We start from the raw sequence: 22495 nt of genomic DNA, 5'->3' as shown, positions 1-22495 counted from the left end.
CCTCAGGGTGTCAGGGTCTCAGGCCACCGCTTCGTCGAGGCGGGCGGCCTGCTTCTCCTTCAGGGGGCCGATCACCGAGAGCGACGGCCGCTGGGCCAGGACGTCCCGGGCGACCGAGCGGACGTCGTCGGGGGTCACGGCGGCGATCCGGGTCAGCATGTCGTCGACCGACATCTGGTCGCCCCAGCACAGCTCGCTCTTGCCGATGCGGCTCATGATCGCGCCGGTGTCCTCCAGGCCGAGGACGGTGGAGCCGGACAGCTGGCCGATGGCCCGCTTGATCTCCTCGTCGGTGAGCCCCTCCGAGACGACCTTGTCGAGCTCGCCGCGGCAGATCTGCAGCACGTCGTGGACCTGGCTGGGACGGCAGCCCGCGTACACGCCGAACAGGCCGGTGTCGGCGAAGCCCGAGGTGTACGAGTACACGCTGTAGGCCAGGCCGCGCTTCTCCCGGACCTCCTGGAAGAGGCGGGAGGACATGCCGCCGCCGAGGGCGGTGTTCAGCACGCCGAGCGCCCAGCGGCGTTCGTCGGTGCGGGCCAGGCCGGGCATGCCGAGGACCACGTGGGCCTGCTCGGTCTTGCGGCCCACCAGCTCGACCTTGCCGGAGGTGCGGATGCGCTTGGTGCCGGCGCGCGGGCCGATCGGCTCGGCGTCGGTGCGCCCGAGGGCTCCGGCCTTCTCGAAGGCCGCGCGTACCTGGCGTACGACCTTGTTGTGGTCGACGTTGCCGGCCGCGGCCACCACCAGGTGGGTGGGGTCGTAGTGCTTCTTGTAGAAGCGGCGGATCCGGTCGGCGCCGAGGGCGTTGATCGTGTCGACGGTGCCGAGGACGGGCCGGCCGAGCGGGGTCTCTCCGAACATCGTGTGCGCGAACAGGTCGTGCACGCAGTCGCCCGGGTCGTCCTCGGTCATGGCGATCTCTTCGAGGATGACGCCGCGCTCGGCGTCGACGTCCTCCTCGCGGATGAGCGAACCGGTGAGCATGTCGCAGACGACGTCGATCGCCAGCGGCAGGTCGGTGTCGAGCACCCGTGCGTAGTAGCAGGTGTACTCCTTCGCCGTGAAGGCGTTCATCTCGCCGCCGACCGCGTCGATCGCGGAGGAGATGTCGAGGGCGCTGCGCTTGCCGGTGCCCTTGAAGAGGAGGTGCTCCAGGTAGTGCGTGGCACCGTTGAGCGTGGGCGTCTCGTCGCGGGAGCCCACGTGCGCCCAGATGCCGAAGGTGGCGGAGCGGACGGAGGGCAGCGTCTCGGTGACGATGCGCAGTCCGCCAGGGAGGACCGTGCGCCGGACGGTGCCGATGCCGTTCTCGCCCTTGAGGAGGGTTTGGGTACGGGCGACGGCCCGCCCCTCGGAGGAGGGGCGGGCCGTCACACGGGAACTACGCGACGTCACTTGTCGGAGTCGTCCTTGTCAGCGTCGTCACCGGCGGCCTCGCCGTCGATCACGGGGATCAGGGAGAGCTTGCCGCGCTGGTCGATCTCGGCGATCTCGACCTGGACCTTGGTGCCGACCGCGAGCACGTCCTCGACGTTCTCCACGCGCTTGCCACCGGCGAGCTTGCGGATCTGCGAGATGTGCAGCAGGCCGTCCTTGCCCGGGAGCAGGGAGACGAAGGCACCGAAGGTGGTGGTCTTGACGACCGTGCCCAGGTAGCGCTCGCCGACCTCCGGCATGGTCGGGTTGGCGATGCCGTTGATCGTGGCGCGGGCGGCCTCGGCGGCCGGGCCGTCGGCGGCACCGATGTAGATGGTGCCGTCGTCCTCGATCGTGATCTCGGCGCCGGTGTCCTCCTGGATCTGGTTGATCATCTTGCCCTTGGGGCCGATGACCTCGCCGATCTTGTCCACGGGGATCTTGACGGTGATGATCCGCGGGGCGTTCGGGGACATCTCGTCCGGCGTGTCGATCGCTTCCATCATCACGTCGAGGATGTGGAGGCGGGCGTCGCGGGCCTGCTTGAGGGCCGCGGCCAGGACGGAGGCCGGGATGCCGTCCAGCTTGGTGTCGAGCTGGAGGGCGGTCACGAACTCCTTGGTGCCGGCGACCTTGAAGTCCATGTCGCCGAAGGCGTCCTCCGCACCGAGGATGTCGGTGAGGGCGACGTAGTGGGTCTTGCCGTCGATCTCCTGGGAGATCAGGCCCATGGCGATACCGGCGACGGGGGCCTTCAGCGGCACACCGGCGTTCAGCAGCGACATGGTCGAGGCGCAGACCGAGCCCATGGACGTCGAACCGTTGGAGCCGAGGGCCTCGGACACCTGGCGGATCGCGTAGGGGAACTCCTCGCGGGTCGGCAGGACCGGGAGGATCGCGCGCTCGGCGAGGGCGCCGTGGCCGATCTCGCGACGCTTGGGCGAGCCCACGCGGCCGGTCTCGCCGACGGAGTACGGCGGGAAGTTGTAGTTGTGCATGTAGCGCTTGCGGGTCACCGGGGAAAGGGTGTCCAGCTGCTGCTCCATACGGAGCATGTTGAGGGTGGTGACGCCCAGGATCTGGGTCTCGCCACGCTCGAACAGCGCCGAGCCGTGCACGCGCGGGATGGCCTCGACCTCGGCGGCGAGGGTACGGATGTCCGTGATCCCGCGGCCGTCGATGCGGACCTTGTCCTTGATGACGCGCTCGCGCACCAGGGCCTTGGTCAGGCTGCGGTAGGCGGCGGAGATCTCCTTCTCGCGGCCCTCGAAGGCCGGGAGGAGCTTCTCGGCGGCGAGGTCCTTGACGCGGTCGAGCTCCGCCTCGCGGTCCTGCTTGCCGGGGATGGTCAGCGCCTGGGCGAGCTCGCCCTTGACCGCGGCGGCGAGGGCCTCGTAGACGTCGTCCTGGTAGTCCAGGAAGACCGGGAACTCGCCCTCGGGCTTGGCGGCCTTGGAGGCCAGGTCCGACTGGGCCTTGCACAGGGCCTTGATGAAGGGCTTCGAGGCCTCCAGACCGGCGGCGACGATCTCCTCGGTCGGCGCCTCGGCGCCGCCCTTGACGAGGGTGACGGTCTTCTCGGTGGCCTCGGCCTCGACCATCATGATCGCGACGTCGCCGTCCTCCAGGACGCGGCCCGCGACGACCATGTCGAAGACGGCGTCCTCAAGCTCGGTGTGCGTCGGGAAGGCCACCCACTGGCCGCGGATCAGCGCGACGCGGACGCCGCCGATCGGGCCGGAGAAGGGCAGGCCGGCCAGCTGGGTGGACGCGGACGCGGCGTTGATCGCGATGACGTCGTACAGGTGGTCCGGGTTGAGCGCCATGACGGTGGCGACGACCTGGATCTCGTTGCGCAGGCCCTTCTTGAAGGACGGGCGCAGCGGGCGGTCGATCAGGCGGCAGGTGAGGATCGCGTCCTCGGAGGGGCGGCCCTCGCGGCGGAAGAAGGAGCCGGGGATCTTGCCGGCCGCGTACTGGCGCTCCTCGACGTCCACCGTCAGGGGGAAGAAGTCGAGCTGGTCCTTGGGCTTCTTCGACGCGGTGGTGGCGGAAAGCACCATCGTGTCGTCGTCCAGGTAGGCAACGGCGGAGCCGGCGGCCTGGCGGGCCAGACGGCCCGTCTCGAAGCGGATGGTGCGGGTGCCGAAGGAACCGTTGTCAATGACGGCCTCGGCGTAGTGGGTCTCGTTCTCCACTAGCGTTTTCTCCATTTTCGTCGTCTCCGTCCGCGGCCCGTGTGGCGGCGGACGGTTGCGGAGAAGCGCGCCTTGGGTGCGGGCCGGTCTTCGATCGAAGTACCCGGTTCGGTGCCCGGGGGGCTTTCCGGGTACCACTACCGAGGACCGGCGGCCTGGGAGGGCGCTCCTCCTCTTCGGTTGTGCACGAGGTGCGGTACTGCGCGTACGTCCAGACTACAAAGCGTCCGGTACGTCCCGCACGTACAGCAGCACGTACAGCAAAGGGAGCGGCCCCCTGAGTGTGGGAACCGCTCCCTTCACAGCGTCTTTACTTGACGCCGGCCGCACCGCGGCGGATGCCGAGGCGCTCGACCAGCGTACGGAAGCGCTGGATGTCCTTCTTGGCCAGGTACTGCAGCAGGCGGCGACGCTGGCCGACCAGGATCAGCAGACCACGACGGGAGTGGTGGTCGTGCTTGTGGGTCTTGAGGTGCTCGGTCAGGTCCGTGATGCGCTTGGAGAGCATCGCGACCTGGACCTCGGGGGAGCCGGTGTCGCCCTCCTTGGCACCAAACTCAGCGATGATCTGCTTCTTCGTAGCGGCGTCGAGCGACACGCGTACTCCTCATGGGTCTTCGTGGCCACCGAGTGCCCCAGGTCGAATTCTCTGGGGATCTTCCGTAACTCGGGAGGCGGGTCCGCTGGGCGCAGCCTCCAGAAGGACTTCCGGGGGCGCGTACACAAACGGCCGTCACACAGCGTACCAGGCTGCCGCGCGGCCCCGTCTCAGCTGGTGAGCGAGCGGGCCCGGGCGTAGACGTCGAGCACGGCCAGGGCCAGCGGGACCAGGCTGAGCAGCACCGCCGCCTCGGTGAGGTCGAGCAGTCGCCCCCAGAAGGGTGACAGACCCTTGCGGGGGATGACCAGTGCAATTCCGGCGAGCAGGGCCGCGCCGGCGGCCACGGCGGCGGACAGCCAGATCGTACGGAGGTCCAGGCCGCCGCGGTCGTGGTACTGCACGAGCTCCTGCAGGAGGTCGGCCGGCGGGTGCAGGGACAGGCCCAGGATCAGCAGGGCGACGGCCGAGAGCCCGGCCACCAGGGTGCACACGACCTGGGAGGTGTAGCGGAAGAGGCGGGCGCGCAGCAGCATGGCGAGGCCGGTGGTGAGGGCGAGCAGGCGTCCCCAGGTGTTGTCGGAGAAGCCGAGGACCGCGGCGCAGCCGACGACGACCGCCGCGCAGCCGCCGACCAGGCCGAGCAGCATCTCGTGGCCGCGGCGGGCCTGGGTGGCGATGGCCTCGGCGTCGAGCGGGGCGCCCGCCTCGGGCTGCTCGCCGGCGGAGGGGTCACCGTACGGCTCGGCCTCGTAACGGTCCGGGGTCACCGCGTAGTCGACGTACTCGTCGACCGCGCTCTGCGGGGCGGCGTAGCCGATGGGAAGCCGGGCGAAGCGGGCGGAGAGGCCGGGCAGGAAGGCGACGAGGCCGATGGCCGCGGGGGCGCAGACGGCGGCCGTCGCGGTCGCGGAGGCCTCGGTGACGATCGCGAGGAAGGTGGCCAGGGTGCCGGTGGCCGCGACGAAGGTGGCCGCGACGAAGGGGGCGTCCCCGTGGGGGGTGAGCGCGACGAGCGCGACGGAGGCGACGAGGACGCAGATGCAGCCCAGCAGGAACTGGAGCCGGCCGGGGCCGTGCCCGGCGGCGGGGGCGATGATCCCGGACCCGGCGATCAGCAGGTGCGGGAGGCCGGCGAGGCCGAGGGCGACGGCGGAGCCGCGGTCGCGGTAGACCCGGGCGCGCACGCCCGCCGCGGCGGCCAGCAGCAGCCCGGCCGCGCCGGCGATGATCCCGGGCAGGCCGTGCATGTCGTGGCGGACCGGGTCGGCGTACCAGAGGACGAAGCCCAGCAGGACGAACAGCAGGGCGGCTCCGGCCAGGCCCGCGCCGCGCAGCATGTCGTCGCTCCAGCGGTGCCGGTCGCGCACCACGGCGGAGGCGACGGCGTCGGAGACGTCGTCGAAGACCGCGGGCGGCAGCGACTCGGCGAAGGGGCGCAGGCTCAGCACCTCGCCGTCGAGGACCTGCTGGGCGGCGAGGGTGCGGGCGCCGTCGAGGACGGTGCCGTCGCGGCGGACCAGGTGGAAGCCGGTCGGAGCGCCGACGGGCTGGGTCTGGCCGGTGAGGCGCAGCAGTTCGGGGTAGACGTCGGCGACGGCGATGTCCTCGGGGAGGGCGACGTCGATGCGGCTGTCGGGAGCCACGACGGTGACCCTGCAGAAACCCGTCGTTGCGGCCGTACTCACCTGTGTGACCCCCCTGGTTGGCGATGCGGGTGCGTGCTGGGCCGCCCCGGATTCGCCTCGGATTCGCGGATGCGCATACTGCGCGGGCCACCCTACCGGGAGTATGCGTGACTGTCGGCAAGTAGGATCACCGTCGCGGGGGTGGGAGACCCCTTCGCGTCCGGGACTTGGGGGCGCCGGTGGCGACGTCCCGTCCGTTTTCGAGGGATTGATGCTCCGGTGAGTCAGATCGTCGTCAAACGCCCGCCGCGGTCCCTGCCGCCCGAAGTCCCTTCGGACGAGCTGAGACTGGAGGCTCCGCCGGAGCTTCCCCGCGGGCAGCAGGAGGGCATGCTGATGCAGCTCCTGCCGATGCTCGGCATGGGCTCGTCGGTCGTCTTCTTCTTCATGCCGGGTGCGGCGCCGTTCATGCGCATCATGGGTGTGCTGATGCTGGTGTCCACGGTGGGCATGATGATCGCCCAGCTGATGCGCCACCGGCGCGGTACGCAGGGGCAAATGGCCGATGTGCGCCGGGACTACCTCAAATACCTTGCGCAGACCCGGCGCCAGGTCCGCAGGACCGCCCGGGCGCAGCGCGATGCACAGCTCTATCTGCACCCGGCCCCCGAGCAGTTGTGGTCGGTGGTGGCCGAGGGTTCGCGGCTGTGGGAACGGCGCGTCGGCGACGAGGACTTCGGGCAGGCCCGGCTGGGTCTGGGCGCGCAGCGCCTGGCGACGCCGCTGGTGGCGCCGGACACGGCCCCGGTGGACGAGCTGGAGCCGCTGACCGCGGGGGCGATGCAGCGCTTCCTGAAGGTGCACTCCTCGCTGGACGGACTGCCGGTCGCGGTGTCGCTGCGGGCCTTCTACCACGTGACGGTGTCCGGGGAGCCGGAGTCGGCGCGCGGGGCGGCGCGGGCGATGGTGGCGCAGCTCGCGACGCTGCACTCGCCCGAGGACCTGGTGGTGGCCGTGGTGGCCGCGCCGGGCGCGGTGCCCGCGTGGGACTGGACGAAGTGGCTGCCGCACACGCAGGTGCCGGGGCAGGTGGACGGGGCCGGTACGAAGCGGCTGTTCAGTGACCACCTCACCGAGCTGGAGGCGCTGCTGGCGCCCCGCCTGGAGGGCCGGCCGCGGTTCAGCCGGGACGTGTCGCCGGTGCTGGACCAGCCGCACCTGGTCGTCGTCCTGGACGCCAACTCCCGCGGCGGACTGGTGCCGCCGGACTCGGTGTTCGCCGCCGCGGAGGGTCTGCAGGGCGTGACCATCGTCGAGGTGGTCGCGGGCGAGCTGGACGAGCCGCGCGGCGGGCTGTCGGTCGTGGTGCGGCCGGGCCGGCTGCGGCTGGAGTCGGGCGCGGGCGTCGCGTACGAGGGCGTGCCGGACACGCTGTCGCTTCCCGCGGCGGAGGCGCTGGCGCGCCAGCTGGCGCCGCTGCGCACGGGCGGGGGCGACGACGACGAGCCGCTGCTGGCCAATCTGGACTTCACGGATCTGCTGAACCTGGGCGACGCGGCCTCGATCGACGTGGCGCGGACCTGGCGGCCGCGGTCGGCCGGTGAACGGCTGCGGGTGCCGATCGGTGTCGGCGAGGACGGCGCGCCGGTCATGCTGGACCTCAAGGAGGCCGCGCAGGAGGGCATGGGACCGCACGGCCTGTGCGTGGGCGCGACCGGTTCCGGCAAGTCGGAGCTGCTGCGCACGCTGGTGCTGGGCCTGGCGGTCACGCACACCTCGGAGACGCTGAACTTCGTCCTCGCCGACTTCAAGGGCGGTGCGACCTTCACCGGCATGGGGCAGATGCCGCACGTCGCGGCCGTCATCACCAACCTGGCGGACGACCTGACGCTCGTGGACCGCATGGGCGACTCGATCCGCGGAGAGCTCCAGCGCCGGCAGGAGCTGCTGCGCTCGGCGGGCAACTACGCCAACATCCACGACTACGAGAAGGCGCGCGCGGCGGGCGCCCCGCTGGAGCCGCTGGCCTCGCTGGTGCTGGTCATCGACGAGTTCTCCGAACTGCTCACCGCCAAGCCGGACTTCATCGACATGTTCATCCAGATCGGCCGGATCGGCCGGTCGCTGGGCGTGCACCTGCTGCTGGCCTCGCAGCGCCTGGAGGAGGGCAAGCTGCGCGGCCTGGACACGTACCTCTCGTACCGGATCGGTCTGCGGACCTTCTCGGCGGCGGAGTCGCGTACGGCGATCGGCGTGCCGGACGCCTACCACCTGCCGTCGGTGCCCGGTTCGGGCTATCTGAAGTTCGGTACGGACGAGATGACGCGGTTCAAGGCCGCGTACGTCTCGGGGACCTACCGCTCGGGCGGCCCGGACCTGTCGGTGGGCCTGTTCCCGGTGGAGCGCCGCCCGGCGCTGTTCACGGCGGCGCCGGTGCCCGTGGTGTACGCGGCGCCGGACCCGGCGTACCTGGCGGCGCAGGCGCCCCGGGAGGACGACGCCCTCGCGGACACCGTGCTGGACGTGATCGTGAGCCGGCTGGAGGGTCAGGGGGTGCCGGCGCACCAGGTGTGGCTGCCGCCCCTGGACCAGGCGCCGCCGCTGGACCAGTTGCTGCCGGCACTGGCCGCCTCGGCTGAGCGCGGGCTGCACGCGGAGGGGTACACGCGGCCCGGCGGACTCGTGGTGCCGCTCGGCCTGATCGACAAGCCGTTCGAGCAGCGGCGCGAGGTGCTGTACCGGGACTTCTCGGGTGCGGCGGGCCACATGATGGTGGTCGGCGGCCCGCAGTCGGGCAAGTCGACGCTGATGCGGACCCTGATCTCCTCGTTCGCGCTGACGCACACCCCGCGCGAGGTGCAGTTCTACGGGCTGGACTTCGGCGGCGGCAGCCTGTCGGCGGTCGCCGAGCTGCCGCACGTGGGCGGGATCGCCTCCCGCCTGGACCCGGAGCGGGTGCGGCGTACGGTCGCGGAGGTGGCCGGCATCCTCAACCGGCGCGAGGAGTTCTTCCGCGCCAACGCGATCGACTCGATCGGCACCTACCGGCGGCGGCGCGCGGCGGGCGAGCTGCCCGGTGAGCCCTGGGGCGACGTGTTCCTCGTCGTCGACGGCTGGGGCGGTTTCCGGGGCGAGTACGAGGGCCTGGAGCCGGTGGTCACCGACATCGCCTCGCGCGGCCTGGGCTACGGCATCCACGTGGTGATCACCGCGGCCCGGTACATGGAGGTGCGGGCCGCGCTCAAGGACCAGATGCTGAACCGGCTGGAGCTGCGCCTCGGCGACGTCATGGACTCCGAGTTCGACCGCAAGGTCGCGGCGAACGTGCCCCCGGGCATGCCGGGTCGCGGTCAGGTGGCGGAGAAGCTGCACTTCCTGGGCGCGCTGCCGCGGATCGACGGCTCGCACGACCCGGAGGACCTGTCGGAGGCCACGGCCGCCTTCGTGTCGGCGGTGAAGCAGAACTGGACGGGGGCCGCGGCTCCCGGCGTACGGCTGCTGCCGCGGCTGCTGCACGCCGACCAGCTGCCCCGGGGCGGGGAGTACCCCGGTCGCGGGCTGGCGATCGGCATCGACGAGACCGACCTGGAGCCGGTGTTCGTCGACTTCGAGACCGACCCCTTCTTCCTCGTCTTCGGCGAGAGCGAGTCGGGCAAGACGAACCTGCTGCGGCTGATCGCCCAGCAGATCGCGGACCGGTACACGCCCGACCAGGCCCGGCTGGTGGTCGGCGACTACCGGCGCAGCCTGCTCGGGGCGCTGCCGGAGGAGCACCTGCTGGAATACGCGCCGATGGCGAGCTCCCTCCAGACGCACATGGAGGCGCTGGGCGGCGTGTTCTCGCGGCGCCAGCCGCCGACCGACGTCACGCCGCAGCAGCTGCGGGACCGCAGCTGGTGGACGGGCCCGGACGTGTTCATCATCATCGACGACTACGACCTGGTCGCCACCAGCCAGGGCAACCCGCTGGCGCAGCTGGTGGAGTTCCTGCCGTTCGCCCGGGACACGGGCGTCCGCTTCATCATCGCGCGGAACTCGGCGGGCGCCTCGCGCTCGATGTACGAGCCGTTCATGCAGCGCTTCAAGGAGCTCGGGGCCCAGGGCGTGGTGCTCTCGGGCGACCCGTCCGAGGGCGACCTGATCGGCAACGTGCGGCCGCGCCCGATGCCGCCGGGCCGGGCCTACTTCCACTCGCGCAAGCGGGGTGCCTCGCTGGTCCAGCTGGGGCGGCTGCCGGGGATGTGAGACACGGGGGCCCGGGCAGCCGGGCCCCCGCCCGCGGCGCTCGTCGCCGTGGCGCAGGGCGGCGGCCGCGTGGCCCTCACGCCTGCGATGGGTTCCACGCAGATCGGCGACTGGACGGGAAACACTCCCCCGGCCCGGTCCGCAGCACCGATAATCGGCAGCGAACACGCAGCACCGCCGAGGGAAAGGCCGCACATGGGCACCCAGCAGGAGAAGGACGAGCTGTACGCGCTCGACATCAGCGGCGTGGAGTGGGAAGGGCCGCCCGGGACCAGCCCCGACGAGGAGCGCGTCGAGATCGCCCGGCTCCCTGAGGGCGCGGTGGCGATGCGCTCCTCGCTCGACCGGGACACCGTGCTGCGGTACACCGCCGCCGAGTGGGAGGCGTTCGTACTCGGGGCCAGGGACGGCGAGTTCGACCTGGACCGCGGGCCGGCGTAAGCCCTGCCGACGGCACCCGGGTACGACGACGGGGCGCGCCCGATGCGGGCGCGCCCCGTCGTCGTGTCCGGCCGGGCCCGGCAGGCCGCGGTGGGCCCGGGAGCCCGGGTTGCTCAGCAGGCGGTGGCTGCTCAGCAGGCGGTGGCTCAGTAGGCCTCGGTGAACAGGCGCGAGGCCTTCACGTCGGTGGCCCGGTACTGGCCCTTGCCGTGCTCGATGAGCGAGGCGACCTTCTCCAGCTGGTGCTGCATGTGGTCGGCCTTGGCCTTGTACTTCCCCTGGAGGGTGACGTAGGCGGCGTGCGCCTCACCGTCCCAGGTGTCGGTCACGACCTTCAGGGCCTGGTCCATCTCCTGGAGGTCCGTGACGATCTTCTTCGAGACGATCCGGATGCGGTTGGCCATCTCCTGGACGCTCTCATACCGAACCCGGGTGTGCCCGTCGGTACCAGCCATGATCTTCTCCTTCGCGCGGGGCTGAGTGGGGAACGACGTAACGCGACGACGTCAGGTCAGATGCTGTTGAGACCCGAACCCGAACCGCCGGCGGAGGACTGGACGGCCTTGAAGGCCGCGCGCACGTCGTCGTCCTGGGCGTTGCTCAGGTTCTTGGTCTGGGCGACCGCGTTGTGCAGCACGCCGAGCAGCCGTCGGATCTCGTCGTGGTCCTCGTTGACGACGGTCTGGGCGGAGACGAAGCCCGAGGCACCCACACCGGTCCAGCCGGCGCTCACCGTGGCGAGGATGTCGGCCAGCTCGCGGGACTGGGTGGTGACGGCGTTGGCCGTCGTCTCGATCTTGTTCTTCGCCTGGACGATCGGATCGTCTGCGAGACCGAAATTGTTGCTCATCCGAAGCTCCTCACTTCTCAATTCGCCGGCAAAACCGGCGGATTGCGCAGCGGAGCGGACGTTCCCGGCGCGGTTTTGAGCCACGCGCTCCAGGAACTCCCCCTCCGCTTCACGCGATCCCCCGATCACAGTCGTGAAGCCTGGTGTCACTCTAGCCAGTTCGCCGCAGCGCCCCAACACCGGTGGGCTGCTTCCGTTGATGAACTGTGACTGTTCACTGCAAACGGCGACGGCGTCGCCGTGCGTCACGAATGACGATCGCCGTACCGGCGATGACCGCGATCAGCACGCCCCCGATGCCCAGAGCGTACGTCCCGAACCGCTCCTCGCGCTCCTGCGCCGTCTCCGACAGCTGCATCGGCGCCGCCTCCGGGGCGGCCGCCGGGGGCGGTCCGGGGTCCGGGACGGGGGCCTTCGGGGCCTCGTGGTCCTGGGTGAGCGCGCGGACCGGGTCGACGACGCCCCAGCCGACATAGTCGTCACGGCCGTTGACGGAGCGTTCGGCGGTGCCCTCGATCTGCCAGACGACCTGCTGCGGCGTCCACTCCGGGTGTTTGGCGCGCAGCAGGGCCGCGACGCCGGCGACGTACGGGGCCGAGAAGCTGGTGCCGTTGTCGATGCACTGGCCGAAGCCCGGGACGGTGGAGACCATGTCGACGCCGGGCGCCGCGACTGCGATGAAGTCGCCGGGCTGGGAGAAGGCGGCCCGCTCGTTGTTGCGGTCCGAGGAGGCGACCGCGAGGACGCCGGGGAAGGCCGCCGGGTAGGTCCGGCGCTTCTCGCCGGTCATGCCGTCGTTGCCCGCGGAGGCCACGACCACGATCTTCTGGTCGATGGCCCGCTGGACGGCCTTGCCGAGCTCGGAGTCCGCGCTCATCGCGGCGTCGGTGTCCTGGGAGATGTTGATGACCTGGGCGCCCTTGGCGACGGCGTGGTCGATGGCCTGGGCCAGGCTGAGGGCATTGCCCTTGCCCTGTCCGTCGTTCTGCCGGATGGGGATGATCGTGGCGTCCGGGGCCAGCCCGACGAAGCCCGTGCCCTCCTGGGGGCGGGCCGCGATCAGCCCGGCGACCTTCGTGCCGTGCCCGACCGTGTCGATGGTGCCGTCGCCGCCCTTGGGGTCGAGGAAGTCCTTGCCCGCGCTCGTGTCGACGGCGGCGCTGAGCTGCGGGTTCGCCCGGTCGACACCGGTGTCGATGACGGCGACGCGCACGCTCTTGCCGTCCTTGTCCTTGCCCTTGGTCTGCGCCCAGAGCGCGTCGAGCAGGAGCCGCTGCAGGGCCCAGGGGCGGTCGGCGATCTGCTTCTTCATGGGGAAGGTGCACTCGCCGCCGCCGCTGAGCAGCAGGGTGGGCGGCGGCGTCTGCCGCGGGGGCGCAGCCGCGGCGGCCGCGGCGCGTGCGGGGGTCGCGGGGCCCGTGGCGCAGACCGCGGCGAGGGTGAGGCCCGCGGCGAGGACGGCGCCGCGCCGGTACGTGGGAGTGGGCATCGGCGGCGTCCTCACGAACCCTGCGGCTGGCGGGCCGAGTTGGTGTCCAGGCGCGGTCCCTTGGAGAGGAACTCCGACCAGGCGATGGGCACCAGGGCCGGTACGACGCCTCCGTAGCCGAGCCGGACCTGCGCCTGGCTGGGCTCGGGGCGGCCGTCCGCGGTGCCGGAGGTGCCCGCGGCGCCCTGCTGCTGGTCGGGGGCGCCGATCTTCGACTTCTCCGCGTCGCTGTCGCCGTTGGCCTGTACGGCGTACCGCAGGCCGGTGTCGGTGACCAGGAAGAGGGCGCCGCCGGCGGTGGTCTGCCTGCCCTGGACCTGCGTGTAGAGCAGCCCGGAGCCGGGGGTGACGTACGCGCTCGTGCCGCTGGCCGTGATGTCGATGGGGAAGCCGGTGCCGGCCCAGGTGCTGAGCGTCTGGTTGCCCTGGCCGTCCACGGAGCGCAGGACGTTGCAGATCGTGTCGCGGGCGCCGGCGCCCGCGGAGGATCCGGCGGCGGCGTCGGCGGGTGCGGTCTGGTTGATCCGGTCCGACTTCTTCTGCGGCCACCTGGCCTCGCCCTTGAAGGGGGCGGCGTCCGGGTTGAGCGACTGCAGGTCGACCTCGCGCGGCTTGCCGTGCATGTTGAGGCCGTCGGTCGCGGGCGCGGAGATCAGCAGCCAGGCGACGAAGTCGGAGACCGGGGCGACCTTGCCGGGCAGGACGACGTAGTGCTGCGCACCGGATCCGGTCTGTGCCTTCAGCACCATGCCGACCTTGTTGTCGGCGCTGGTCAGGCCCGGGACGTCGGCCTTCGTGCCGGCCGCGGCGGGCAGCTGCGGGAAGGCGAGGTCGTCACCGGGGTCGAGGGTGGCCAGCCACTGCTCCGTGACCTGCTGCGGGGAGGCGCCGGTGCTGCCGACCAGCGCGTTGGTCATCTTGCCCGCGTCCGCCGTGCCCTCGGGGAACTTGTACTTGTGGCCCGTCGCGTCGACCAGGTACCGCTCCTTGCCCGCTCCCGTGCTCTGGACGTACAGCATCTGGCTGTCGGTGACCTTGCGGGCGTCGTCCATCAGGCCCGCCTCGCGGTCGGCGAGCACGAAGGTGGCGGTCTGGACGGTCTTGGAATTGCCGCCCGGCGCCTGGCAGACGGCCCAGCGCTTGGCCTTGCCGGCGTCCTGCTTCGCGGGCAGCCGGTCCGGGGCGTACGGGATGCCGACGATGGGGCCGCGCGGCGGCTTGCCCGCGTCCAGGACCTTGTCGTCGACCTGGATGACCTTGAACTTCTGCGGATCCAGCAGGAGTCGGGCGGAGGCGAGGTTCAGCACCGGGTGCAGCCGGGTCTGGTCCTTGCCGTTCACCTTGGTCGTCAGCACCACGTACCGGGTGGTCGACTGCTTGCCGACGATGACCTTCGTCCCCGGCTCGTCCCAGCCCTTGGGAGCCTGCGGCTTGAACATGCCCCAGGCGCCGAATCCGGCGAGGACCAGCGCCCCCGCCACCATGCCGGGCAGTACCGCACGCAGCGGGCGCGGAGCACCTTCCTCGGAGCCCGTCGCGGAGGGCTGGAGGAACGCGGCCACCGTGCGCCGCTTCGCAAAGGTGTACGCGTTGAGTTCATCACGCCGTGATGCCATGACCGCCTGCTTCTCCCCGCACGGCCCGGTCGGTGGTTACGGTCCCCGGGCCTCGATTGTCGGACCGGCCACCTACTATGCCTCTTGACGGAGGGTGCGCACGGGCCGGGTAGGGTGGGGCGGCCGCTCAACTCCTTCCGGACCGCACCGTTCAGGGTCTTCGCGGCATCAGGGCTGTGGGAATGGATCGGGGAGATTCCGGGAGCGTGCGGCGGCCGGCGCGCAGCTCCGGTACGCACGGGGTCTGGCCCCTGGGGGCACCTCCCAGCGGTAGCTGGGGAGAAAGGGAGGGTGGGCGCGTGATGGCCACCGCGACGCAGCCGCGCACCGGCGCGGCCGCATCCGTGCGCGGCGGGGTGACACCGCATCCGAAGTCGAGCCCTGGCCGGTTCGGCCCGTTCCGACTGCAACAGCTCGTGCTGCTGCAGGTCGCCGCGGCCGCCCTGCTGGTGGCCTGGGTCGTGGAGCCGCTGCTGCTGGTTCCCGCCGGTGTGCTGGCCGTCGCCCTCGTGGTGCTCGCGGTCGTACGCCGCCACCAGCGCTCCCTGCCCGAGTGGATCGGCGGTGCGCTCGCGCTGCGGGCGCGCAGGCGCCGGGCCGCGGCGTTCGCGGTCCCGGCCGGGACCGAGCCGGGGCTGGCCCCGCTCGTCGAGGCCGATCCCGCGCTGCGCACCCTCACCTTCAGCGACCGCGACCGGCGGCCGGTCGGAATGGTGGGCGACGGGACCTTCCTGACGGCCGTGGTCCAGGTCGACATGGACGCGACCGCCCTGCGGCCCGACCGCGGTGCCCGGCCGCTGCCGCTCGCACTCGTCCGGGACATCCTCGAAGTGGACGGCATCCGGCTGGAGTCGGCGCAGCTGGTGCAGCACACCCAGCCGGCGCCCGCGCCGCACCTGCCGGCCCAGTCGATGGCGACGCGCAACTACGCTCCGCTGCAGGCCCAGACGGGCACGCCGGCGGTGCGGCTGACGTGGATCGCGCTCAAGCTCGACCCGGAGCTGTGCCCCGAGGCGGTCACCGCGCGCGGCGGCGGGCTCGCGGGCGCGCAGCGCTGTGTGGTGCGCGCGGCCGACCAGTTGGCGAGCCGGCTGACGGGGGCGGGCTTCCGGGCGACGGTGCTGACCGAGCAGGAGCTGACGGCGGCGCTGGCCACCTCCTCGTGTGCCAACCCGATGGCGATCACCCAGGCGGGCCGCTCGTCGAGCACCGGCCGCCGGACCGAGGAGACGGCGCGGACCTGGCGCTGCGACGACCGGCGGCACACCACGTACTGGATAGGCCGCTGGCCGCAGCTGGGCGGTGCCGGGGCGGCGTCGCTGCCGCAGTTCGTGGCGCTGCTGACCTCGCTTCCGGCCCTGGCGACGAACTTCAGCCTGACGATCGCCCCGGCGGAGCGCCAGGGCGTCACCCTGACCGGCCACGTACGGGTGACGGGGCGCAGCGACGAGGAACTGGTGACGGCCCGCCGGGAGCTGGAGCGGACGGCCCGGGGCGTACGGACCGGCCTGGTCCGGCTCGACCGTGAACAGGTACCGGGGCTGCTGGCTTCGCTGCCGCTGGGAGGGGCGCGATGAGGGGCGGTTTCGGACTGATCGGCCCGCGCCGGGAGCGGCATGTGGTGCCGGCGACGGATCTGGACGTACTGGCGCTGCCCGTCGGGGACGACGGGGTCGTCATCGGCGTGGACGCCGAGGGACGGCCGGCGGTGCTGGGCGTCAACCGGCCGACGCCGTACGAGGTGACGCTGATCGGCGGCCTGTGGACCGCGCAGGTCCTGGCGCTGCGCGCGGCGGCCACGGGTGCGCGGGTCGTGGTGGAGACGGGCCGCGGGCCGGTGTGGTCCGGGCTGGCCCAGGCCGCGGGCGGCGGGCAGCAGTGCGTGACCCTGCACGAGGTGGGCCGGGTGCCGCCGCAGGGCGCGTCGGCGGGCAGCCCGGTGCTGGTGATCCGCGACTGCGGGATGCGGCCCCCGCGCGGGCGCGTGGTGGCGGGTCCCTGGCAGTCGGTGCTGACGCTGCTGCCGTACCTGAGCCCGACGGCGCCGCGGCTGCTGCAGAACTCCTCGCTGGTGGGTGTCCAGCGGGTGTCCCCGGACGAGGCGGAGCAGATCGGCCGGCTGATGAACCTGCCGCAGCCGGCGGTGGATTCGCTGCCGACGCTGGGCGACGGCGTGACGCTGTGGTGCACGGGGCGGGACCGCCAGTTCGTCATGACCCAGGGCACCGACGCGGAGCACAACCTGCTGGGGCCCGCCCGCCGCATCGACTGACCGCGGGGATGACGGTTGCTCAGGGGTGGCCGGTCTGTGGGAGGGGACACCTCGGGCATCCGCGAAGCCTGCCCCGACCGCCCCTGGCACCGTGCGGCGACCGCCTGGGGCGGACACTGGCCTCGGGGCCCGATTAGGCTGAGTGAGGGCGCGGCGTCGAGGTGGGCGCCGGACCGGTGTTCGACAGACCAGGAGGACCAGTGAACGGCGATCGGAACGAGAGGCGCGGCGGGACGTGGGACGTCCCGACGGACGATCAGTCCGACGCGGAGCCCGAGATGACGGGCGAGTTCACCATCGACTACACCCCGCCGGCCTGGTACACGCAGGGCGCGGCCCCGGCCACGCCGGTACCCGGCCTGCCCGCGGGCAGCGGCTTCGAGCCCCACAGCCCTTCGGACGTGGCCTCGCCGCCGACCATGCGCATCGCTCCCCCGGCCCCGCGCACCCCGGCGGACGATGCGGGCACCCCCGCGCCGGCCGCGGCTCCGGCCGAGCAGCCGCCGGGCCTGCCCGCGCCCCTGAGCGCCCCGGTGGACGAGGCCCCGCCCGCGCCTTCGCCCGCGCCCGTGGCGCTGGCGAAGCCCGCCGCCGAGACCCCCGTCCCCGTCCCCGTGCAGCGGCACGACACTCCGCCCGACGGCACGGCCATCCCGTTCGCGGCCGCCGAGGCCCCGGCGGAGGAGCCGCCCGCGCCCGCGCCGGACGCGGCCCCGGCGCCGTTCACGCCCCCGGCACCCCCGACCCCCGAACCGGTCGCGGACGCCCTCCCGGCGCCGTTCACGCCTCCGGCGCCCCCGGCACCCCAGCCGGTCGCGGACGCCGTCCCGGCGCCTTTCGCTCCCCCGGGCGCTGACGCCGTGCCCTCGCCCTACGCGACGCCGGCCCCGGCCCCCGCTTCCGAACCGGTGGCGGACGCCGTGCCCGGGCCCTACGCCGCCCCGGCTCCGGAGACGCCGTCCCCCGTCAGCCCTGTGGATGCGCCTCACCCGCCCGTGGTGACCTCCTTCGAGGGATCCGGCGGTGAACTGCCCGCGCTGCCACCGTCGTTCGCCCCGCAGAACGGGTACGGCTTCCCTCCGCCGGTCTCCCCGGCGCCGGCACCCGGCCCGGCCCAGCCGCAGCCCCAGCCGCAGCCGCAGCCGCAGCCGCAGGAGGGGTACGGCTTCCCCCCGCCGGTCTCCCCGGCCCCGGCCCAACCGCAGCCGCAGCCGCAGAACGACTACGCGTTCCCGGCTCCGGCTCCGGCGCCCGCCCCGCCCCACGTCGACCCCCGCACCGGCGCCCCGTGGTCGCCCGCCCCCCAGCCGGGCCCGGGCCCCCAGCCGCACGACCCGCGCTACCAGCCCGGCCCGGCCTCCGGCGGCGCGCCCCTCGGGTACACCGCCGCCGTCGAGCTGTCCTCCGACCGCCTGCTGCGCGGCAAGCAGAAGCCCAAGCCCCAGCGCTCCGGCTTCCGCTTCGGCGGCAAGGCCGCCGAGGCCGACCGGCTGCGCAAGCTGGAGCTCATCCGCACCCCGGTCATGTCCTGCTACCGCATCGCCGTCATCAGCCTCAAGGGCGGCGTCGGCAAGACCACGACCACCACCGCCCTCGGCGCCACCCTGGCCACCGAGCGGCAGGACAAGATCCTGGCCATCGACGCCAACCCGGACGCCGGCACCCTCGGCCGCCGCGTCCGGCGCGAGACCGGGGCCACGATCCGGGACCTGGTCCAGGCGATCCCGTACCTGAACTCCTACATGGACATCCGGCGGTTCACCTCCCAGGCCCCTTCCGGCCTGGAGATCATCGCCAACGACGTGGACCCGGCCGTTTCGACGACCTTCAACGACGAGGACTACCGCCGCGTCATCGAGACGCTCGGCCGCCAGTACCCGATCATCCTCACCGACTCGGGTACCGGCCTCCTCTACTCCGCCATGCGCGGGGTCCTGGACCTGGCCGATCAGCTGATCATCATCTCGACCCCGTCCGTGGACGGAGCCAGCAGTGCGAGCACGACGCTCGACTGGCTCTCCGCGCACGGGTACGGGGACCTCGTCTCGCGCTCCCTCACCGTCATCTCGGGGGTCCGCGAGACCAGCAAGATGATCAAGATCGAGGACATCGTGCAGCACTTCGAGACGCGCTGCCGCGGCGTCGTCGTCGTGCCGTTCGACGAGCACCTCGCGGCCGGTGCCGAGGTCGACCTCGACCTCATGCGGCCCAAGACCCGTGAGGCGTACTTCAACCTCTCCGCCCTGGTGGCCGAGGACTTCGTACGGGCCGCCCAGCAGGCCCCCCAGGGCCACTGGGGCGCCCCGCAGCAGCCCCACCAGCCCCAGCAGGCGCAGCAGCAGCCCCAGCAGCCGCACCCCGCGGCGCAGCCGTACGGCCAGCCGCAGGCGCCGTCGCCGTACCAGCAGCCCCCGCAGCCGTACGGCCAGCCCTACCCGCAGCCCGGCCAGCCCTGGCAGCCCCAGCAGCCCCACCAGCCGCAGCCCCCGGCCCCCCAGGGACCGCAGGCGCCGCAGCAGCCCCCGCGCGACCCGCGCCTCGGCTGACGACGGAACCACGGCAGTGCGAAGGGCCCGTACCTTCCCCGGCGGGGAGGTACGGGCCCTCGTGCGTTCCGGCGCGGCGGCGGCCGCCGCCGCGGCTCAGTGCTCGGCGTCGTACGCCTCGGTCAGCGTCCGCGCACGCTTCACGTCGTCCGCGATGGCCTCCAGCAGGCCGTCCAGCGAGTCGAACTTCGCCATTCCGCGCACGTACGCGAGGAAGTCGATGGTCACGTGCAGGCCGTACAGGTCGAGGCCGACCCGGTCGATCGCGTACGCCTCCACGGTCCGCTCGGTGGCGTCGAACTGCAGGTTCGTGCCCACCGAGATCGCGGCGGGCATCCGCTCGCCGTTGGCCGTGAGCCAGCCCGCGTACACGCCGTCCGCCGGTACCGCGGTGTGCGGCGGCGTCTCGACGTTGGCCGTCGGATAGCCGAGTTCGCGTCCGCGCTGCGCACCGCGGACCACGACGCCCTCGACCCGGTGCGGCCGGCCCAGCACCTCGGCCGCGCCCTGCACGTCGCCCTCCGCGACCAGCTTGCGGGCCAGCGTCGAGGAGAACGGCATGCCGCCGCCCGCCTCGCCGCGCGCCACCAGGTCGACGACCTCGACCTGGTAGTCGTACGTGGAGCCCAGCTCGCGCAGGAAGTCGACGTTCCCGGCGGCGCGGTGGCCGAAGCGGAAGTTCGGGCCCTCGATGACGGTGCGGGCGTGCAGCTTGTCCACGAGCACCTTGACGATGAAGTCGGCCGGGGAGAGCTGCGAGAACTCCGCCGTGAAGGGCAGGACGAGCAGCGCGTCGACACCCAGCTCGGCCATCAGTTCGGCACGGCGGTCGTAGGGGGCCAGGATCGGCGGGTGGCTGCCGGGGCGCACGACCTCGCTGGGGTGCGGGTCGAAGGTGACGACCACGGAGGGGACGCCGAGCTCGCGCGCCGTGGCGACGGCACGCCCGATGATCAGCTGATGGCCCCGGTGCACGCCGTCGTAGGAGCCGATGGTGACGACGCTGCGTCCCCAGTCCTGGGGGATGTCCTCCAAGCCACGCCAGCGCTGCACTGTGACCGCTCCTCGCCCGAACCGTTGAGGCCCTGTATGCCCTGTCCTGATTGCCGATTGCAGGTCTAAGACTGCCATGCCGCCGCCCGGGGCCCCGCATCGGTATCCGGGTCCGCGGCGCTCTGTGTCATCTCGGCGACACGGCGTCGCGGAACCGGTTGCCGCAGCGCCCCGCCGGCCGGCGGCGCACGGCGGACCGGGCGGCGGAAAGCGCCCCCTTGTGCTCCGTCAGTCACTCCGCGCGCCTGCTCGCACGGGTGAATACGGGGGCTGCGGTGGAAAGAGACCTACACGAGGGGGGTCGTGGAGCGGTGAGCGGCGGGTGATGTGCGCTCACCGCTCCACGTCATTGCGGATCAGGCGTCACTGCGGATCAGGGGCGGATCAGGCGAAGACGGCCAGCGACTTGGCCTTGCCGCCCTTGTTCTCGACGAGCCCCAGCAGCCGGCCCTCGGGGCCGAAGACGGCCACGGGCCGCCCCGCCGGATAGGCGTCCGGCATCTCGATGCGCACGCCGTTGGCGAGCAGCGAGGCCCGGCGCGCGTCCAGGTCCCAGCGGGGGAAGGCCGCGGCCGCCGCCTCGCCGATCGGCATGACGGTCAGCTCCTCCTGGAGCTGGTCCAGGGTCCGCGCCCGGTCGAGCTTGTACGGGCCCACCCGGGTGCGCCGCAGCGCGGTCAGGTGCCCGCCGACGCCGAGGTCGGCGCCCAGGTCGCGGGCCAGGGCGCGGATGTACGTACCGCTGGAGCAGACGACGGAGACGACCAGGTCGACGACCTTGGTGCCGTCCTCCGCCTCCGCGTCCCGCATGTCGTACACCTGGAAGGACGAGATGGTCACCGGCCGGGCCGGGATGTCGAAGTCCTCGCCGTCCCGCGCCCGCTTGTAGGAGCGCACGCCCTTGATCTTGATGGCGCTGACCTTGGACGGCACCTGCATGATCTCGCCGGACAGCTTGGCGATGCCCGCGTCCACGGCCTCCCGGGTCACCCCGGAGGCGTCCGTGGAGGAGGTGATCTCGCCCTCCGCGTCGTCCGTCAGCGTGTTCTGGCCGAGGCGGACGGTGCCGAGGTATTCCTTCTCGGTGAGCGCGAGGTGGCCGAGGAGTTTGGTGGCCTTCTCGACGCCCAGGACGAGGACGCCCGTCGCCATCGGGTCGAGCGTGCCGGCGTGGCCGACGCGCCGGGTCTTGGCGATCCCGCGCATCTTGGCGACCACGTCGTGCGAAGTGAAGCCGGACGGCTTGTCGACGATGACAAGGCCGTCCGGCGTGCCTGCGTGCTTGCTCATTCCGCGGCTGCGTCCTCGTCGTCGCCCGGCTTCTTGTACGGGTCGGCGTCGCCGGCGTACTGGGCGCCGGAGGACACCTCGCGCACCTGGGCGTCGGAGGCGCGCGCCTTGTCGAGGAGGTCCTCGATGGTCTTGGCGTTCTCCGGGAGGGCGTCCGCGACGAAGGTCAGGGTGGGCGTGAACTTGGTGCCCGCCGCCCGGCCGACCGCGGAACGCAGTACGCCCTTGGCGCTCTCCAGGCCCGCGGCCGCGCTGGCCCGGTCCTCGTCGTCGCCGTACACCGTGTAGAAGACCGTGGCCTCCCGCAGGTCGCCGGTGACCCGGGTGTCCGTGATGGTCACGTGCGTACCGAGGCGGGGGTCCTTGACACCACGCTGCAGCTTCTCGGCCACCACCTCCCGGATGAGGTCCGCCAGCTTCTTCGCCCGCGCATTGTCGGCCACTGGTCCGTCTCCTTCTTATGTCTTGCTATCAGTCTTCATCACCGTGCAGCCGCCGTCTCACCGACAACAGCTCCACTTCCGGACGCGCCGCGACCAGCCGCTCGCAGCGGTCCAGCACGTCCGAGAGGAACCCCGTGTCCCCACTCACCAGAGCGACCCCGATACGGGCCCTGCGGTGCAGATCCTGATCACCCACCTCGGCCGCGCTCACGGAGAACTTGCGTTGGAGCTCGGCGACGATGGGCCGGATCACGGAGCGTTTCTCCTTCAGCGAGTGGACGTCGCCGAGGAGCAGGTCGAAGGACAGAGTCCCCACGTACATTCAGTTCCGGATGTCCCGCCGGTGCGGGTTAGGTGGCCTGCCGGGCCGTCGCGCGGCAGGGTCACCAGAACCGTACACGCAACGG

General features: G+C 72.4%; 17 protein-coding genes. 5 read left to right on the top strand and 12 right to left on the bottom strand.

Annotated features, from left to right (window positions below; genetic code table 11):
- Positions 1–18: 18 nt before the first annotated feature.
- The 4 genes from ABZ128_RS12180 to eccD form a co-directional block, all read right to left on the bottom strand.
- Positions 19–1398 carry a pitrilysin family protein gene (locus ABZ128_RS12180; protein WP_356847833.1) on the bottom strand — a complete coding sequence of 460 codons (1380 nt, stop codon included), beginning with the start codon at positions 1396–1398 and terminating at the stop codon, positions 19–21.
- Entirely contained in the window at positions 1395–3617 is a 2223-nt protein-coding gene (locus tag ABZ128_RS12175; RefSeq protein ID WP_356847858.1) for a polyribonucleotide nucleotidyltransferase, read from the bottom strand. Before ABZ128_RS12175 ends, ABZ128_RS12180 begins: the two co-directional genes overlap by 4 nt.
- Positions 3618–3927: 310 nt before the next feature.
- A complete protein-coding gene (gene rpsO, locus ABZ128_RS12170) occupies positions 3928–4215 on the bottom strand; it encodes a 30S ribosomal protein S15 (protein WP_030161433.1) in 288 nt (95 codons plus the stop codon).
- Between the two features lie 170 nt (positions 4216–4385).
- The gene (eccD, locus tag ABZ128_RS12165; RefSeq protein WP_356847831.1) at positions 4386–5903 is read right to left on the bottom strand and encodes a type VII secretion integral membrane protein EccD; all 1518 of its coding nucleotides are present in this window, start codon (positions 5901–5903) and stop codon (positions 4386–4388) included.
- Positions 5904–6122: 219 nt separating this feature from the next.
- Between eccD and eccCa the strand changes: the two genes are divergently transcribed.
- Positions 6123–10088 (top strand): type VII secretion protein EccCa, encoded by a 3966-nt coding sequence (gene eccCa, locus ABZ128_RS12160; protein ID WP_356847830.1) that lies wholly within the window; start codon positions 6123–6125, stop codon positions 10086–10088.
- A 195-nt stretch (positions 10089–10283) separates the two neighbouring features.
- Positions 10284–10529 (top strand): DUF397 domain-containing protein, encoded by a 246-nt coding sequence (locus ABZ128_RS12155; protein ID WP_356847829.1) that lies wholly within the window; start codon positions 10284–10286, stop codon positions 10527–10529.
- Between the two features lie 146 nt (positions 10530–10675).
- On the opposite strand, the gene ABZ128_RS12150 is transcribed toward ABZ128_RS12155, so the two are convergent.
- From ABZ128_RS12150 to eccB, 4 genes are all read right to left on the bottom strand, one after another.
- Positions 10676–10984 (bottom strand): WXG100 family type VII secretion target, encoded by a 309-nt coding sequence (locus ABZ128_RS12150; RefSeq protein WP_356847828.1) that lies wholly within the window; start codon positions 10982–10984, stop codon positions 10676–10678.
- A 56-nt stretch (positions 10985–11040) separates the two neighbouring features.
- Entirely contained in the window at positions 11041–11379 is a 339-nt protein-coding gene (locus ABZ128_RS12145; protein WP_356847827.1) for a WXG100 family type VII secretion target, read from the bottom strand.
- 214 nt (positions 11380–11593) lie between these two features.
- Positions 11594–12691, bottom strand: coding sequence for a type VII secretion-associated serine protease mycosin (mycP, locus tag ABZ128_RS12140; RefSeq protein ID WP_356847857.1), 1098 nt, complete (start codon positions 12689–12691; stop codon positions 11594–11596).
- A 188-nt stretch (positions 12692–12879) separates the two neighbouring features.
- Positions 12880–14484, bottom strand: coding sequence for a type VII secretion protein EccB (gene eccB / locus ABZ128_RS12135; protein WP_356847826.1), 1605 nt, complete (start codon positions 14482–14484; stop codon positions 12880–12882).
- Positions 14485–14786: 302 nt separating this feature from the next.
- Between eccB and eccE the strand changes: the two genes are divergently transcribed.
- The 3 genes from eccE (at position 14787) to ABZ128_RS12120 (ending at position 19302) form a co-directional block, all read left to right on the top strand.
- On the top strand, positions 14787–16061 hold the full coding sequence (gene eccE / locus ABZ128_RS12130) for a type VII secretion protein EccE (protein ID WP_356847824.1): 1275 nt from the start codon (positions 14787–14789) through the stop codon (positions 16059–16061).
- Positions 16058–16756, top strand: coding sequence for a hypothetical protein (locus ABZ128_RS12125; protein ID WP_356847822.1), 699 nt, complete (start codon positions 16058–16060; stop codon positions 16754–16756). Before eccE ends, ABZ128_RS12125 begins: the two co-directional genes overlap by 4 nt.
- 200 nt (positions 16757–16956) lie before the next feature.
- Positions 16957–19302, top strand: coding sequence for an SCO5717 family growth-regulating ATPase (locus ABZ128_RS12120; protein ID WP_356847820.1), 2346 nt, complete (start codon positions 16957–16959; stop codon positions 19300–19302).
- A gap of 96 nt (positions 19303–19398) precedes the next feature.
- Here ABZ128_RS12120 and ABZ128_RS12115 read toward each other — a convergent pair whose 3' ends face one another.
- From ABZ128_RS12115 to ABZ128_RS12100, 4 genes are all read right to left on the bottom strand, one after another.
- Complete coding sequence (locus ABZ128_RS12115) at positions 19399–20355, bottom strand: bifunctional riboflavin kinase/FAD synthetase (RefSeq protein ID WP_356847819.1); 957 nt, start codon at positions 20353–20355, stop codon at positions 19399–19401.
- Between the two features lie 384 nt (positions 20356–20739).
- Entirely contained in the window at positions 20740–21645 is a 906-nt protein-coding gene (gene truB / locus ABZ128_RS12110) for a tRNA pseudouridine(55) synthase TruB (protein ID WP_356847818.1), read from the bottom strand.
- Positions 21642–22088 (bottom strand): 30S ribosome-binding factor RbfA, encoded by a 447-nt coding sequence (rbfA, locus tag ABZ128_RS12105; protein WP_356847817.1) that lies wholly within the window; start codon positions 22086–22088, stop codon positions 21642–21644. The genes truB and rbfA overlap by 4 nt, the downstream gene beginning before the upstream one ends.
- Before the next feature lie 28 nt (positions 22089–22116).
- Positions 22117–22410 (bottom strand): DUF503 domain-containing protein, encoded by a 294-nt coding sequence (locus ABZ128_RS12100; protein WP_356847816.1) that lies wholly within the window; start codon positions 22408–22410, stop codon positions 22117–22119.
- Between the last annotated feature and the right edge of the window lie 85 nt (positions 22411–22495).

This window comes from Streptomyces sp. NPDC006326 (assembly GCF_040612915.1).
Classification (GTDB): Bacteria; Actinomycetota; Actinomycetes; order Streptomycetales; family Streptomycetaceae; genus Streptomyces.
This window is presented reverse-complemented; position numbering and strand designations above follow the sequence as displayed.